The organism is Rhodoferax saidenbachensis (assembly GCF_031457975.1).
Taxonomy (GTDB): Bacteria; Pseudomonadota; Gammaproteobacteria; order Burkholderiales; family Burkholderiaceae_C; genus Allorhodoferax; species Allorhodoferax saidenbachensis_A.
This window is the reverse complement of sequence record NZ_JAVDXO010000001.1, coordinates 554,614-568,133: the sequence shown is the minus strand read 5'-3', so window position 1 is coordinate 568,133 and position 13,520 is coordinate 554,614. Positions and strand designations below refer to the sequence as shown.

Annotated in this window: 12 protein-coding genes and 2 tRNA genes; 8 read left to right on the top strand and 6 right to left on the bottom strand. The window is 56.9% G+C overall.

Annotated features, from left to right (window positions below):
- Nucleotides 1-18: 18 nt before the first annotated feature.
- On the top strand, nucleotides 19-1,881 hold the full coding sequence (locus J2X15_RS02735; RefSeq protein WP_310339261.1) for an acyltransferase family protein: 1,863 nt from the start codon (nucleotides 19-21) through the stop codon (nucleotides 1,879-1,881).
- Between the two features lie 23 nt (nucleotides 1,882-1,904).
- Here J2X15_RS02735 and J2X15_RS02730 read toward each other — a convergent pair whose 3' ends face one another.
- Genes J2X15_RS02730 through J2X15_RS02710 form a run of 5 tightly spaced genes read right to left on the bottom strand, consistent with a single transcriptional unit; the run spans nucleotide 1,905 to nucleotide 6,780 of the window.
- The gene (locus J2X15_RS02730; protein WP_310339259.1) at nucleotides 1,905-2,666 is read right to left on the bottom strand and encodes a hypothetical protein; all 762 of its coding nucleotides are present in this window, start codon (nucleotides 2,664-2,666) and stop codon (nucleotides 1,905-1,907) included.
- Nucleotides 2,663-3,550, bottom strand: coding sequence for a DUF6492 family protein (locus J2X15_RS02725; RefSeq protein ID WP_310339256.1), 888 nt, complete (start codon nucleotides 3,548-3,550; stop codon nucleotides 2,663-2,665). The genes J2X15_RS02730 and J2X15_RS02725 overlap by 4 nt, the downstream gene beginning before the upstream one ends.
- A complete protein-coding gene (locus J2X15_RS02720) occupies nucleotides 3,547-4,263 on the bottom strand; it encodes a polysaccharide deacetylase family protein (RefSeq protein WP_310339253.1) in 717 nt (238 codons plus the stop codon). Before J2X15_RS02720 ends, J2X15_RS02725 begins: the two co-directional genes overlap by 4 nt.
- Nucleotides 4,260-5,993 (bottom strand): lipid A export permease/ATP-binding protein MsbA, encoded by a 1,734-nt coding sequence (msbA, locus tag J2X15_RS02715; protein WP_310339251.1) that lies wholly within the window; start codon nucleotides 5,991-5,993, stop codon nucleotides 4,260-4,262. The genes J2X15_RS02720 and msbA overlap by 4 nt, the downstream gene beginning before the upstream one ends.
- Complete coding sequence (locus J2X15_RS02710) at nucleotides 5,986-6,780, bottom strand: glycosyltransferase family 2 protein (protein ID WP_310339249.1); 795 nt, start codon at nucleotides 6,778-6,780, stop codon at nucleotides 5,986-5,988. The genes msbA and J2X15_RS02710 overlap by 8 nt, the downstream gene beginning before the upstream one ends.
- Nucleotides 6,781-6,806: 26 nt before the next feature.
- On the opposite strand from J2X15_RS02710, the gene J2X15_RS02705 reads away from it, so the two are divergent.
- From J2X15_RS02705 to J2X15_RS02675, 7 genes are all read left to right on the top strand, one after another.
- A complete protein-coding gene (locus tag J2X15_RS02705; RefSeq protein ID WP_310339246.1) occupies nucleotides 6,807-7,748 on the top strand; it encodes a glycosyltransferase family 2 protein in 942 nt (313 codons plus the stop codon).
- Nucleotides 7,749-7,758: 10 nt separating this feature from the next.
- Nucleotides 7,759-9,021, top strand: coding sequence for a Tol-Pal system beta propeller repeat protein TolB (gene tolB / locus J2X15_RS02700; RefSeq protein ID WP_310339245.1), 1,263 nt, complete (start codon nucleotides 7,759-7,761; stop codon nucleotides 9,019-9,021).
- A 24-nt stretch (nucleotides 9,022-9,045) separates the two neighbouring features.
- Nucleotides 9,046-9,585 carry a peptidoglycan-associated lipoprotein Pal gene (pal, locus tag J2X15_RS02695; protein WP_310339242.1) on the top strand — a complete coding sequence of 180 codons (540 nt, stop codon included), beginning with the start codon at nucleotides 9,046-9,048 and terminating at the stop codon, nucleotides 9,583-9,585.
- Nucleotides 9,586-9,593: 8 nt separating this feature from the next.
- On the top strand, nucleotides 9,594-10,385 hold the full coding sequence (gene ybgF / locus J2X15_RS02690; protein ID WP_310339239.1) for a tol-pal system protein YbgF: 792 nt from the start codon (nucleotides 9,594-9,596) through the stop codon (nucleotides 10,383-10,385).
- 10 nt (nucleotides 10,386-10,395) lie between these two features.
- Entirely contained in the window at nucleotides 10,396-11,208 is an 813-nt protein-coding gene (locus tag J2X15_RS02685; protein WP_310339237.1) for a tRNA threonylcarbamoyladenosine dehydratase, read from the top strand.
- A 39-nt stretch (nucleotides 11,209-11,247) separates the two neighbouring features.
- Nucleotides 11,248-11,323, top strand: a tRNA-Lys gene (locus J2X15_RS02680).
- Between the two features lie 16 nt (nucleotides 11,324-11,339).
- Nucleotides 11,340-11,415, top strand: a tRNA-Lys gene (locus J2X15_RS02675).
- A gap of 77 nt (nucleotides 11,416-11,492) precedes the next feature.
- Here J2X15_RS02675 and J2X15_RS02670 read toward each other — a convergent pair.
- Nucleotides 11,493-13,436: an ABC-F family ATP-binding cassette domain-containing protein gene (locus J2X15_RS02670; RefSeq protein WP_310339235.1), complete on the bottom strand. Its 1,944-nt coding sequence runs from the start codon at nucleotides 13,434-13,436 to the stop codon at nucleotides 11,493-11,495.
- Between the last annotated feature and the right edge of the window lie 84 nt (nucleotides 13,437-13,520).

Here is a 13,520-nt window from a genome sequence, read left to right as displayed (position 1 = left end):
CTTGTTGCTAGGAGTTCGATGAGTTATCGGGCCGATGTGGATGGCTTGCGTGCTGTCGCGGTGTTGCTTGTGGTTCTATACCATGGCTATCCTGCGGAATTCAACGCTGGGCAGATTGGCGTGGACATATTCTTCGTGATATCCGGGTACTTGATAACCGGATTGGTCGTCGATGGCATAGCCCAAGACCGTTTTCTATTTTCCGATTTTTATGCGCGGCGTATTCGGAGAATTTTTCCTGCCTTGGTGACTGTGCTGTTTTTCAGTCTTGTTCTTGGGTGGTTTACGCTGCTGCGCTTCGATTTCGAGCAGCTGGGACGCCAAGTGCTGGCTGGCTCCCTGTTTGCGGCCAACTTTCTTTATTGGAGCGACGTAGGTTACTTTGATGCAGCCGCAGAGAAAAAAATACTGCTGCATTTGTGGTCGCTCGGAGTCGAAGAGCAATTTTATATTTTCTTTCCCATTCTTCTTGTCTTCCTCCGCAAAGAGTTTCGACTGCGATCTGTGGCCATCCTCTTCGTGGTTTCATTTGCGCTGTATTTAGGGGAGGGCAGCAGCAGTCCCTCTTCTGCTTTCTATCTGCCGCATACCCGCTTCTGGCAAATCTTGGGGGGGGCCTTGCTGGCTGTTTGGCAGCGTGAACGCAGTAGCAGTTCTTCTATTGGTGACAATATCGCCGCGCTGGGAGGACTTGGCTTCCTGGCGCTATCGCTCTATGGCTTGCGCCAGCCTGGTGAGTTTGCGTCATATGTTTCTATGTTTCCTGTCGCCGGTGCGATGCTATTGCTCTACGGCCGCTCGTCCTGGGTCAACTCCGCGTTGTTGTCCCGACGCCCGATGGTTTTCATAGGCAAGATTAGTTTTCCGCTTTATCTGTGGCATTGGGTCCTGCTGTCCTTCTGCCACATATTTGAAGACAGCAAGCCCTTTATTGAAGTACGAAACCCGGCCTTGATCTTGTCGTTTTTTCTGGCATGGGCGACTTACGTCTGGGTGGAAAAGCCGGTGCGATTCGGCCGCTGGAAGGGCTCTTCTTCCTTGCTGTTGTTGTGGCCTTTTTTTGCGGTGCTCGCTGCTAGCGGGTATATCTACCTCTCGGGTGGTGTGCCATGGCGGGCGGCTGCCCAGATCTCGCAGCTGAACCAGGGAGATGTTGGACAGCAGGAGTTTCTTGTGTACTTGAAAGACCACGCCTATCCATGTACGGAGCGGGGATGGGTTGCGGCCGTCAATGAGAAGGGCGTGAGCTCACGCTGTGCGCAGAGCCATCCTGGTCCGGCTATTCCCAGCTATGTGCTGCTCGGGGACAGCCACGCGGAACATCTTTTTCCGGGATTGGCGCAACAGCATGCGGAAACGACATTGGCCTACACCACAAGGGAGGGGCTACCGCTGATTTCGAATCAGGGATTCACTGAGGTTTTTCAGGCAATCCGCGCGGATTACTCGGTAAAAGGCGTTTTGCTGTCTGCGCACTGGGCGTCCAAACTACAGGGCATGGATTCCCAGGCGTTTTACGCAGACCTCCAGGCCACACTGGCATTTTTTACGAGCCAGGGGAAGGTCGTGTACCTACTCGATGATGTGCCTATCTTTCCGTTCAATGCTGAGCGTTGTGCCTATGCGGACAGAATTTTCATTTCAAACATGTGCACTGCGGATGTGGGGGCGGTAACGCACACACCGTGGGCGCTGAGCAAAGTTGTTGAAGCCCCATTGGTGACTTACTTCAATCTGGAAAAGTACCTGTGCGGGAAGGACGACTGCAGGATGGCGCTCGAAGGCCAATTGCTGTACCGCGACAGGAATCATCTGAATATCAACGGATCCCGATATATCGCGCAAGCTCTGCAAAGGGAGTATCCAAACCTGTTTCCGTAGGGACAGGGTGTTGCAGGGGTGCCTCAAACTTCAGAAAACCAAGGTCTGAACAAGGGGTTACGCTTCACCCGAGCGTATCTCCACCGCTCCTTCAGTTTACGCAAGGCACTGTTTTTGTAATACACGCCTGTGCCTCCCCCTACTCCGCTAATCACGGGAGGGGGAGACATCAGGCAAGTCGGCGGTTGTTCTTTCAAAAAAATATCCCTGAAGCACTCCTCTAGGCTGTGGCCCTGTTGTGCGTGAACAGCGTGGTGCGCATGCAAGAACAGCCGCTGGTATGTGCCAAGGCTTGCCATGTAGAAACGGGTGTCAATGTAGGCCAGGGTGGTGGGTTTCCATGGGGTGAAGACATTGTCAAAAACCGCTTTTAGCAGTAAATCACCATTCCATTGCAGCAGGCATTCTTCAAAGTTTTCCACCCAGAGCTTGGACGTGCACTTGGCAAAGCATCCGGCTGACTGGATCAGTTTGGAATGCTCGATGGCGTGTCGAACAATTTCCCCCTCACCATAGCCGCGCCCACGTTTCTGGACTGCCGCGATGTCATTTTGAAAATTCAAACACTCTATGTCGTGGCCATCGGGCAGGGCTGCCACCAGGGGACGGAAGTCGAAGCTGGAGCCGTCGCAAAGTACGAGTGGAGTGTCCGGGCTGATGGTGCGCCATTGCCGAATGGATTCCATTGCCAGCCGTTCGCGCTCCTGCGGGTTTTGCAAACGCACGCCGCGATCATGGGCGATCACACTGGACGTCAGCAATACGGGAAGACTGCTGGGGTTCATGCGCGATTGAGTACGCGACGCACACGGCGCCCAAGATGGGAGAGCCAGTTTCCGCCTTCCGAAGGCCAGTCCATTTCACGTTCCCAGGCGGACTGATAGACCACGCCGCAATACAGTCGCTCCAGCTGTTGTTCCTGAATTCCCAAGCGCTTGTCAAACCTCTGTTGCCACGCGTAGTGGTACATCTTGAAAAAAGGCTGAGAGGGTAGCAAATCGATAGCGCGGTACTTCAAAAGTGCCTCGCCATACCAACGTTGCTCGTTCCCGGATCTCAGAACCAAGTCCAGGAAAGAAAGTCCTGCCGGACGGGCATAGTGCTGATCCAGGCTTGCCCACACGCGGCGATCCCAAATAGGGCAATTGGGACCATAGTTGTAGTGCTTGCCATGGCGGCCAAAGGCCTGCTGAACTTCCATTGACTCGCGGTGGAAATCCTCAATGACTTTGGTCTTGCCTCGCGACAGAACGGGATAGAACAAATCGCGGCCCTCGTCCATGACGGTGTAGGGAATGCCTTCTGCCGTGATGAATTCCTGTACGCGGAATGGCCGAATGAAGATGCAGTCGGAATCCAGGCACATGTAGGCGACCGCAATATCCGTTCTCCAGAACTCCGACTTCACAATCTGTTGCGAGAGGCTGCCCACCATGCCGGCCAAGCGGGCCGGGTCTATGTGCGGATTGCGCGCGATGATTGACTCATCGGTGAGCAGCTCAACATCCAGCCCCTGGAGGTGCTCTTGGAATAATGCCATGTCCGTTTGAGGGACTGAGATGTAGAAGGGAATGCGGTCTACGTTGTATCGTCGGATCGAATCTGCCAGCCGCACAACTCGCTTGAGGTCAGTGCGGTAACTCTTGCAATACAGTACAAAGGACTTCATGCGCGGCGGTCTTCGTAGGTGGTGGCGATTTTCATAAAGAACTGCAGCGGATTGGTCGCACGCGCCACCATGATCCGACGCAAGGTCATGGTTTCATCACCAGGGCTGACTCGACCGCGCCGTGTCGTTGTAGCGCTTACATAGCCAGCTTCGCGCGCCATTTCCGTATGTTGTGGACTGTAATGCCCATAGGGGTAACAGAAATGGCGAACTTCGCATTGCAAGGTCCGCTCAAGCTCTAGCTTGGACTGGGATATCTGTTGCCGGGCCTCGGTGTCAGACAATGTATCGAGATCAACGTGGCCTCGCGTGTGTGACCCGACATCCATGCCGGCGCCGTGCCAAGCGAGCCAGTCATCCAGAGTCATCAGCGGCTTCTGCGCCACTTTCCCCAGGTCCCAGGCATTGGTCCCGCCAATCATGCTGCTCACACCGTAGCAGGTCGCGGTGAAACCGTTGGACTTCAATACGGGCAGTGCGTGGATCACATTGTTCTGGTATCCATCGTCAAAAGTGATGCCCACTACCTTGCCTTGTTTTTCACCGCGCAGATAGGGCTCCAGATCTCGCATGGACAGTCCCTTGTAGCCGAGCATGCGGAGCATGCGCATTTGCCAGGCAAACGAGGAGGGCGCCACGATGAGTCCGCGCAGCGCCGTGCCACGCGGCGGGGGCTCGTCGATCTGGTGGTACATCAGTATTGGTATCTTCATGTCTGCAACCTCTGCAGGTTGGCGTAGTAGCCGTTGCGTTGGATCAAGGAGGCATGGTCGCCAGATTCCACGATGCGCCCTTGGTCCAGCACCAAAATCAAGTCTGCGCGCTCGATGGTGCTGAGGCGGTGGGCGATGACCAGGGTGGTGCGGTTGCGCATGAGAGTCGCCAGAGCATCCTGCACCACACGCTCTGACTCAGTGTCCAGGGCAGAGGTGGCTTCATCGAGTATGAGAACGGGGGCATCCTTGAGGAGCGCACGTGCAATGGCGATACGCTGGCGTTGTCCACCCGACAGTGTGGCGCCATTTTCTCCCGTTAGCGTATCCAGACCCTGCGGCAACTGGGAAATAAACTCCCAGGCATGGGCTGCGATTGCGGCCTCGCGCACTTTGGTCTCGTCCGCACCACGTGACTGACCAAATGCGATATTGGCGCGGATGGTGTCGTTGAGCAGAACAATGTCCTGGCTGACCAATGCGATGTGTTCGCGCAGGTTAGTCAGTGCCAGTGTGGCGATGTCGACGCCGTCCACGGTGATGCGGCCAGAGTCTGGTGCGTAAAAACGTGGAATCAGTGCCGCCAGCGTGCTCTTCCCGCCGCCAGACGCTCCGACCAAGGCAATGGTTTGGCCGGGTTGTACCTGCAGGTTGATCTTGTCCAGTGCCAGCTTATCGCTGCCGGGGTAGCGGAAGCTCACGTTCTCGAAGCGAATCTCACCCTTGCACTCTGGCAGCCGGGCTTGGCCTGCGTCCGCTTCCACTGGTGCATCTAGCACTCCAAAGACGCTTTCGCAAGCGGCTAGGCCGCGCTGCAGAATGGGGCTGATGGTCGTGAGCTGCTTGATCGGCGAGATCAGAAGCAGCATAGCAGTGATGAAGGAGACAAAGCCTCCGGCCGTGTCTCCAGCCTGCCCCATGGCACGACTCAGAGCCATGTAGATGATGAACGCAATGGCAACGGAGGCCGTCATATGCGTGATGGGAGTCAGGGCAGAGGCGGGTACGGCCTCCTTCATCATGCTGCGGCGAAAGTTTTCAGTCACGGCATGGAAGCGCTCTTTTTGTTGCGCTTGACCGCCATAGATCTTGATGACTTTGTTGGCCGCAGTGGTCTCTTCCACAGTGTGGGCCACGGCGCGCAGCGACTCCAGGCTGGCTCTGCTGGCCTTGCGTATGCGGCGACCAAAGCTTTGAATCAGAATCGCTATTACCGGCCCCACGGTCAACGTGATGAGGGTCAGCTTCCAGTCCAGGTAGACTAGGTAAGACAGCAGTGCCACGGCGGTCAAAGACTCACGAACTGCGGTCACCAACACATTGGTCGCCGCTTGGTTGATGTTGTCTACGTCATAGAGTAGGCGCGCAATCCATTGCGACGCGGGCTGGGTGTGAAAGATTTGCGTGGGGGCTCCCACCAGCTTGTCGAACATGGTGCGACGCAAATCGACTACCAAACGTGTAGATACCCAGGTCATGAGGTAGTTGGTCACAAAAGACAAAACGCCTCGGGCTAGAAACAACAACACAATGCTCGCGGGGATGAGCCACACCATGCGTGCGTCCGAGGCGCGAAATCCGCTGTCAAGCAGATGCTTCATGATGGCTGGAAACACGGGCTCTGTTGCCGCAGTGAAAACCATGCAGAGCACGGCGATGGAGAAAGCCTTCCAGTTGGGGCGCAAAAAGCCCAGCAGTCGCAGGTACAGCGCGCGGTCTGCTTTAGTCATGCTGGGGCAATGAAGGCTTGGTGGGCGAGCGCCAAGCCTCGCCTTTTTGTATCTCCAATGCCTTCACATAGCGATAAAAAGTCCCCTCAAAATTCCCCAGCGCAATTACAAACCCAGCCCAGCCATCGAGAAAACCCAGCTTGAACAGGTAGTGCTTCCAGAACGCCCATTTGGCGTGCAGCAAAGCTGACCATATGCTGATCTTCTTGTGCTTGATCTTTTCGGCTCCCAATGATGAGTACCGATTTGCTTTATGCATGACTTCGGCCATGTTCTTGAATGGGAATTGCCAAATTGCAGCCTGCATATGGCCAATCGCTTTTTTGGAATGCAAGACGTAGCCCTCATGTACCGGCTTCTGGTCGTAGGCCATGGCACCCTTGCGAAACAACTGGGGTTGGCGGTAATTGGGGTACCAGCCTGAGTGCTTGATCCAGCGGCCCATGAAGAAATTGCGCCGTGGCGTCCAGTAGGCATCCAGAGCGTCGTCACTTTGGGTCAGCGTACGAATTTCCTGCGCCGCTTCCGGGGTGCAGCGTTCATCTGCATCCAGGCTGAAAATCCATGCGTGCGTGCATGCCGCAATGGCCCGATTACGCAGGTCGCCAAAGCCCTTGAATTCCACCTGGACCACCTTTGTGCCCAGCTGCGTTGCCAGTTCGGCCGTCCCATCCGTGCTCCAGGAATCCACCACGACAACCTCATCGGCCCAACGCACGCTCTCAATGGCTGCGCGCACTTTTTCCGCCTCGTTGTAGGCAATGATGTAAACGGAAATCAGGGGCATGCGGGGTGATAACATCCAATTGTGTGTTGAACTTTCGTTCAAAATCCCGCTCACAAAGCAGGTTGAAGGTGCCTTTCGACACTCTCCGCGAAGGCGGCCTAGTCTATTCCAAAATGCTATTCCCCGAATTGATTTCGGTGGTCATCACCACCTACAACCGAAGTGACGCACTGTCATTGGTGCTTGCAGGCCTGGCTCGTCAGACCGATCAACAGTTCGAAGTAGTGATTGCCGACGATGGCTCCCAGCCTGAGCACGTGGTAGCTATCGCCGCAGCTGCGGAAGCCATGCAGTTTCCGGTAACCCATGTTTGGCACCCGGACGTGGGTTTTACTGCTGCCCAGGTGCGCAACTTGGGGGTTGCCGCTGCGAGAGGGGCATATCTCGTACTGCTGGATGGTGACTGCGTGCCTGAAGTGGATTTCATAGCCCGCCACCGCCAGCTACAAGAGACCGGGTACTTCATCAATGGCAGTCGGGTGCTATTGAGCCGACCATTCACCGACGGTTTATTGTGCGGCGGCGAAATGCCAGTAGGGCGCACCTTCGGCTATTGGCTGACCCGGCGTTGGGCAGGAGATGCGAGCAAGCTAACAGGTGCATTGCGCCTACCTGATTTGGGACTTCGACGGCAAACCACGTTTGTTTGGAAGGGCATTCGCAGTTGCAACATGGCGGTGTGGCGCGTTGATTACGAGGCTGTCAACGGGTTTGATGAAACCTTTGTTGGCTGGGGACATGAGGATGCAGACTTTGTGCTGCGGCTTCACAATGCGGGTCTGGTCCGCAAAAATGGCTTTTGTGCGACCGAGGTATACCACCTGTGGCATCCAGAGTCAGACCGGGGCCGCGAAGGTGTGAACGCCGACAAAGTGCGTGAGCGGCAAAAGACGGGGCAGGTACGCGCAACTGTTGGTTACCAAGAAAGTCTTGCAGCCAGCAATACCGTCATTCGCAGTTGGGGATAATCGGAACACGATGCATAAATTTTTTCTGTCACTGATTGTTGGTTTTTTCAGCCTGCAGGCCTCTGCTCAATTTCGCGTGGAAGTATCTGGTGTGGGCCTGACACAGCTACCCATCGCCATACCAGCGTTTCGTGGTGAAGACGCAGCACCTCAAAAGTTGGCTGCCATCGTGATGGCTGATCTGGAGCGTAGCGGTCAGTTCCGCGGTACCGATAACGTGGCCGGTGCTTGGGACGAGGCGTCCCGGCCTGATGTGGCGCAGTGGCGTCAAAAAGGGGCTGACGCCCTGGTGGCTGGCAGCGTAACCCGGCTGGCTGATGGTCGCTACGATGTTCGCTTTCGGGTCTGGGACACTGTGCGTAATCAGGATCTCGGTGGCCAAAGCCACGCCGTGGCAGCAGGCGATTTGCGCTTAGCAGCCCACCGGGTGGCAGACTTTGTCTACGAAAAGCTAACCGGCGACAAGGGCATTTTTTCCACGCGCATTGCCTACGTCACCAAGGCGGGCACTTCGTTCAATCTCTGGGTGGCCGACGCCGATGGAGAAAATCCCCAAAGTGCCTTGAACAGCCTGGAACCTGTAATCTCCCCCTCTTGGGCGCCCAATGGCAATCAGTTAGCCTATGTGTCATTTGAGTCGCGCAAGCCGGTGGTCTATGTGCACGACGTAGGAACCGGTCGCCGCCGCCTAGTGGCCAACTTCAAAGGCTCCAACAGCGCACCTGCCTGGTCCCCTGATGGCCGTACCTTGGCGCTGACGCTGAGCCGCGATGGTGGTTCGCAGATTTATTTGATGGATGCCAACGGTGGAGAGCCCAAACGCCTTGCACAGTCCACCGCCATCGACACCGAGCCCGTGTTTACCGCAGACGGGAAAACCATTTACTTTGTCAGCGACCGTGGCGGCTCACCGCAGATTTACCGTATGCCCATCAGCGGAGGAAATCCGGAGCGCGTAACGTTCAATGGCACCTACAACATCTCCCCGGCTGTTAGCCCGGATGGCAAGTGGCTGGCCTATGTGTCTCGCGTTAGCGGTGCGTTCAAGCTGCACATCATGGATCTGGCCAGTGGCACCGCCAATGCGATTACGGACACTAGCGCCGATGAAAACCCAAGTTTTTCACCCAACAGCCGTTTGGTGATTTATGCCACCCTGCAACAGGGGCGTGAGGCGTTGATGACCACCACCCTGGATGGAAAAATCAAGGCTCGTCTGGCCGGGCAAAGTGGTGATATCCGGGAGCCCGATTGGGGCCCGGTGCAGAAGTAATTAGATTTAAACAAGGAGTATGGAATGAAGCGGATCGTTTTGGCAGTGTCGGTGGCGTTGGTTCTCAGTGCCTGTGGCTCGGCCGTTAAATTGGACAACACGCCTGTGGAAGACAGGACAGGTAAAGCCGTCAGTGGCAGCACGGCTGATGACAAGGCCGGAAGCGGTGGCGTAGCTAAATCTGATGTTAAAACCATCGACTTGACAGCCGCTGAGCGTGACGCGTTCATGAAGTCCACGACGCGCACCGTGTATTTCGACTACGACAGTTTCGTGATCCGCTCCGAGTTTCAGTCCGTGATCGAGGCCCATGCCAAGTTCATCAAGGCCGACAAGTCCCGCAAGGTGACCCTCGAAGGCCATACTGACGAGCGCGGCGGTCGTGAATACAACCTGGCGCTGGGTCAAAAGCGTGCCGAAGCCGTTCGCAAGGCGCTGGTTTTACAGGGCGTAGCAGATAGCCAACTAGAAGCCGTGAGCTTTGGCAAAGAAAAGCCTGCCGCGCTGGGCAATACAGAAGCGGCGATGGAGAAAAACCGCCGTGCTGAAATCAGCTACCGCTGAGCAGACTGATGGCCTTCTCCGTCTTGAAATACGCTCGCAATGCCACGGCATCGGCATTGCTGCTGCTGACATTGGGCACCGCCTTTGCGGGTCTTTTCGATGACGAAGAGGCGCGCCGGGCGATTCTGGACTTGCGGCAGAGGATAGACACTTTGCGCCAGGAGTCCGAGCAGAAGCTGGCGGAGGAAAGTCGCCGCGCAACCGAGGAGGCTGCGCAGTTGCGCCGTAGCCTGGCGGACTTGCAGAACCAGTTGGAAGCCAGCCGTGCCGAGATTGCCAAGCTGCGCGGGCAAGACGAACAGATGGCCCGTGATTTGTCCGAAATACAGCGCAAGCAAAAGGACGCCGGACAAACCCTGGAAGACCGCTTGCGCAAATTGGAACCCACGCGTGTGACCGCTGATGGCCGGGAGTTTCTGGCGGAGCCTGCTGAAAAGCGGGACTTTGAAGCAGCCTTGGCGATTTTTCGCAAAGGCGAATTCAGCGCGGCCCAAGCTGCGTTCGTCGATTTTGTGAACCGCTATGGTCAAAGTGGCTACCGTCCATCAGCCCTGTTCTGGTTGGGCAATGCGCAGTACGCCACCAAGGACTACAAAGAAGCGCAGGCCAATTTCCGCATGCTGGTACAGCAGGCGCCTGACCACATCCGTGTGCCGGAAGCCTTGTTGGCGATTGCCAATTGCCAGTTGGAAATGAAAGACACCAAGGCTGCCCGCAAGACTTTGGAAGAGCTGGTGTCCGGCCATCCCGGCACTGAAGCTGCCGCGGCTGGCAAAGACCGCTTGGCGCGCTTCAAATAATTGCTGGTAGATGCCCGCCAAGACTCCCGACTTGCCAGATGGCGCTGATTTGGTTCGGCGTTTTTCTGGTCTGGACCGTCTGCTGGGGGCTGATCCGGCACACCGCGTGCGGAACGCGCACATCATGGTGGTGGGTATAGGCGGGGTGGGCTCTTGGACCGCGGAGGCGTTAGCGCGCAGCGGGGTAGGGCGTATTACCCTGGTGGATATGGATCACATTTCTGAGTCCAACATTAACCGCCAACTCCATGCGCTAACCAACACCGTGGGCATGGCCAAGATTGAGGCCATGCGACAGCGCATTGCCTTGATCAACCCCGCGTGTGAAGTCATCGGTGTAGACGCTTTTGTGGAGCCTGACAGTTGGCTGTCCTTGATTGCCTCAAACGTTGACGGCGTGGTGGACGCCTGCGACCAGGTGCGCGCCAAGGCCGCCATGGCCTCTTGGGCCAGGAGTACTAAGACCCCGTTTATTTCCGTCGGTGCTGCAGGGGGCAAGCGACATGCCCACGCGGTAGATATCGCCGACCTCAGTGAGGTGACACATGACCCGTTGCTGGCGCAACTGCGTTACCGCCTGCGCAAGGAACATGGCGCGCCGAAGAATGGAAAAAAAATCCACGTGGCTTGTGTGTTCAGCAAGGAAACGGTGGCTGGGCCAGATGCCTCGTGCGACGTGCAATCCGATGGCTCGCTGAACTGCCATGGCTATGGATCGCTGGTGACGGTAACTGCCACGTTTGGTATGTGCGCTGCAGGGTGGATGATTGATAAAATATCGCGCGAGTCTTCTAATGACACTACAAAACACGCTATAATTTGAGGCTTCGCGGGACATGTAACTGAGTTGCAGGTTTTCGTAGGGACCATAGCTCAGTTGGTAGAGCAGCGGACTTTTAATCCGTTTGTCGTGGGTTCGACCCCCGCTGGTCCCACCAAGTTGTGACGATTTAAGGGAATTTAGCTCAGCTGGTAGAGCAGCGGACTCTTAATCCGTAGGTCGAGAGTTCGAATCTCTCAGTTCCCACCACTTCATGTGGAATCGAAAAGCCCACTGTTGCAAAACAGTGGGCTTTTTTCTTGCCTTTTCGGCGCAGAAAAAGGGCCTTAGCCCTCCATCTGTGCGGTCAAGTCCAGCCACTGTTCTTCCAGCGTTTGCAACTCGCTGTTCACGGCCTTCAGGCGCTTGCCGGTTTCGGCAATCACTGACGGGTGCGGGTTGGTGGAGAGCTTGGCTTCCAGTTCCGCACCTTCGCTGTTCAGCGTGGCCATGCGCTCTTCCAACTGGGCGATTTCTTTCTTCAGCTTGCGCAGTGCGTCGGGTGTAGGGCCGGTTTTGACCACGGCCACCGGGGCCGCGACCACGGGTTTGACCGCATCGGACTTGGCTTCTTCCTTGGCCAGTTCGCGCTGGCGCTTGGCCTCGTCCAGCAGGTAGCGCTGGTAGTCATCCAGGTCACCGTCAAAGGGCTCCACGCCACCGCGTGACACCATCCAGAACTCGTCGCACACACTGCGCAAGAGCGCACGGTCGTGGCTCACCAGCATCACAGTGCCTTCGAATTCGTTGAGCGCCATGGCCAGTGCTTCGCGCGTCGCCAGGTCTAAGTGGTTGGTTGGCTCATCCAGCAGCAAGAGGTTGGGGCGCTGCCATACGATCATGCACAGCACCAGGCGCGCTTTTTCGCCACCGCTCATGCTGCCCACGGCCTGCTTGACCATGTCGCCGCCGAAGTTGAAGGTGCCCAGGAAACTGCGTAGGTCCTGCTCGCGCATCTGCTGACCCGCAATCTTGCCAGCGGCCGTCATCTCGCGCACCAGGCGAATCATGTGCTCTAGCGGGGACTCATCAGGTCGCAGCACGTCCAACTCTTGCTGCGCGAAGTAGCCAATGTTCAGGCCCTTGCCCTCTGTCACATCGCCACCCAAGGGTTGCAAATCGCGCGCCACGGTTTTCACCAGAGTCGATTTACCCTGACCGTTGGCGCCCAGGATACCGATGCGCTGCCCGGCCAGCACCGATTTGCTGACGTTGTGCACGATGGTGGTGGGCGGGGTGCCCTTGGGCGCGTCTTCGGGCGGTGGATAGCCAAAGCTGACGCCGCTCATGGACAGCATGGGGTTGGGGAGGTTGGCTGGCTCTTTGAACTCGAACGTGAAATCCGCCTCGCTGAGTAGCGGTGCAATCTTCTCCATGCGGTCTAGCGCTTTCACGCGACTCTGTGCCTGCTTGGCCTTGCTAGCCTTGGCCTTGAAACGGGCAATGAACTTTTGCAGATGGGCGATCTTGTCTTGCTGCTTGCTAAACGCCGTTTGCTGCAGCGCCATTTGTTCTGAACGCAAATCCTCGAACTTGCTGTAGTTGCCACCGTAGCGCACCAGCTTGCCTGCGTCGATGTGCAGCGTCACGTTGGTCACGGCATCCAGAAACTCACGGTCATGGCTGATGACCACCATCGTGCCTTCGTATTTCTTGAGCCAGGCTTCCAGCCAGACCAGGGCGTCCAAGTCCAAGTGGTTGGTGGGTTCGTCCAGCAGCAGCAGGTCGCTGGGGCACATCAGTGCACGCGCCAGCTGCAGGCGCATGCGCCAGCCGCCGGAGAAGCTGTTCACCGGCTTGTCCAGCTCCGTAGTCTTGAAGCCCAGGCCTAGAATCAACGCCTGTGCACGGGCGGCCGCGTCGTACTCCCCGGCGTCGTGCAGACCGGTGTAGGCGTGAGCCATGCGATCGTAGTCCTCAGTGGCCTCGGCGGCGGCCACTTCGGCACGCGCGGCACCGAGCTGAGTGTCACCTTCAACCACAAAGTCGGTCGCGCCTTGATCTGTCTCGGGCATGTCCTGGGCCACCTGGCCCATACGCCATTGGGTGGGGATGTAGTACTCGCCAGCGTCTTCGTGCAGGTTCCCATTGAGCAGGGCAAACAGCGAGGACTTGCCGGCGCCGTTACGCCCCACCAGGCCGACCTTTTCGCCAGGGTTCAGGGTGACAGAGGCACTTTCGAGGAGCACCTTGGCGCTGCGGCGCAGGGTGACGTTTTTCAAGGTAATCATGTTGGGAACTCAGTTATCAATTCTTTTAGGCGTTTCAGGCCTGCATGGTGGTGAGGGCTGGTAGACGGGGTATCCGTTCTACGG

Coding starts and splice junctions, on each gene's coding strand:
- J2X15_RS02735 (WP_310339261.1), top strand. CDS start 19: ATGAGTTATCGGGCCGATGTGGATGGCTTGCGTGCTGTCGCGGTGTTG.
- J2X15_RS02730 (WP_310339259.1), bottom strand. CDS start 2,666: ATGAACCCCAGCAGTCTTCCCGTATTGCTGACGTCCAGTGTGATCGCC.
- J2X15_RS02725 (WP_310339256.1), bottom strand. CDS start 3,550: ATGAAGTCCTTTGTACTGTATTGCAAGAGTTACCGCACTGACCTCAAG.
- J2X15_RS02720 (WP_310339253.1), bottom strand. CDS start 4,263: ATGAAGATACCAATACTGATGTACCACCAGATCGACGAGCCCCCGCCG.
- msbA (WP_310339251.1), bottom strand. CDS start 5,993: ATGACTAAAGCAGACCGCGCGCTGTACCTGCGACTGCTGGGCTTTTTG.
- J2X15_RS02710 (WP_310339249.1), bottom strand. CDS start 6,780: ATGCCCCTGATTTCCGTTTACATCATTGCCTACAACGAGGCGGAAAAA.
- tolB (WP_310339245.1), top strand. CDS start 7,759: ATGCATAAATTTTTTCTGTCACTGATTGTTGGTTTTTTCAGCCTGCAG.
- pal (WP_310339242.1), top strand. CDS start 9,046: ATGAAGCGGATCGTTTTGGCAGTGTCGGTGGCGTTGGTTCTCAGTGCC.
- ybgF (WP_310339239.1), top strand. CDS start 9,594: ATGGCCTTCTCCGTCTTGAAATACGCTCGCAATGCCACGGCATCGGCA.
- J2X15_RS02685 (WP_310339237.1), top strand. CDS start 10,396: ATGCCCGCCAAGACTCCCGACTTGCCAGATGGCGCTGATTTGGTTCGG.
- J2X15_RS02670 (WP_310339235.1), bottom strand. CDS start 13,436: ATGATTACCTTGAAAAACGTCACCCTGCGCCGCAGCGCCAAGGTGCTC.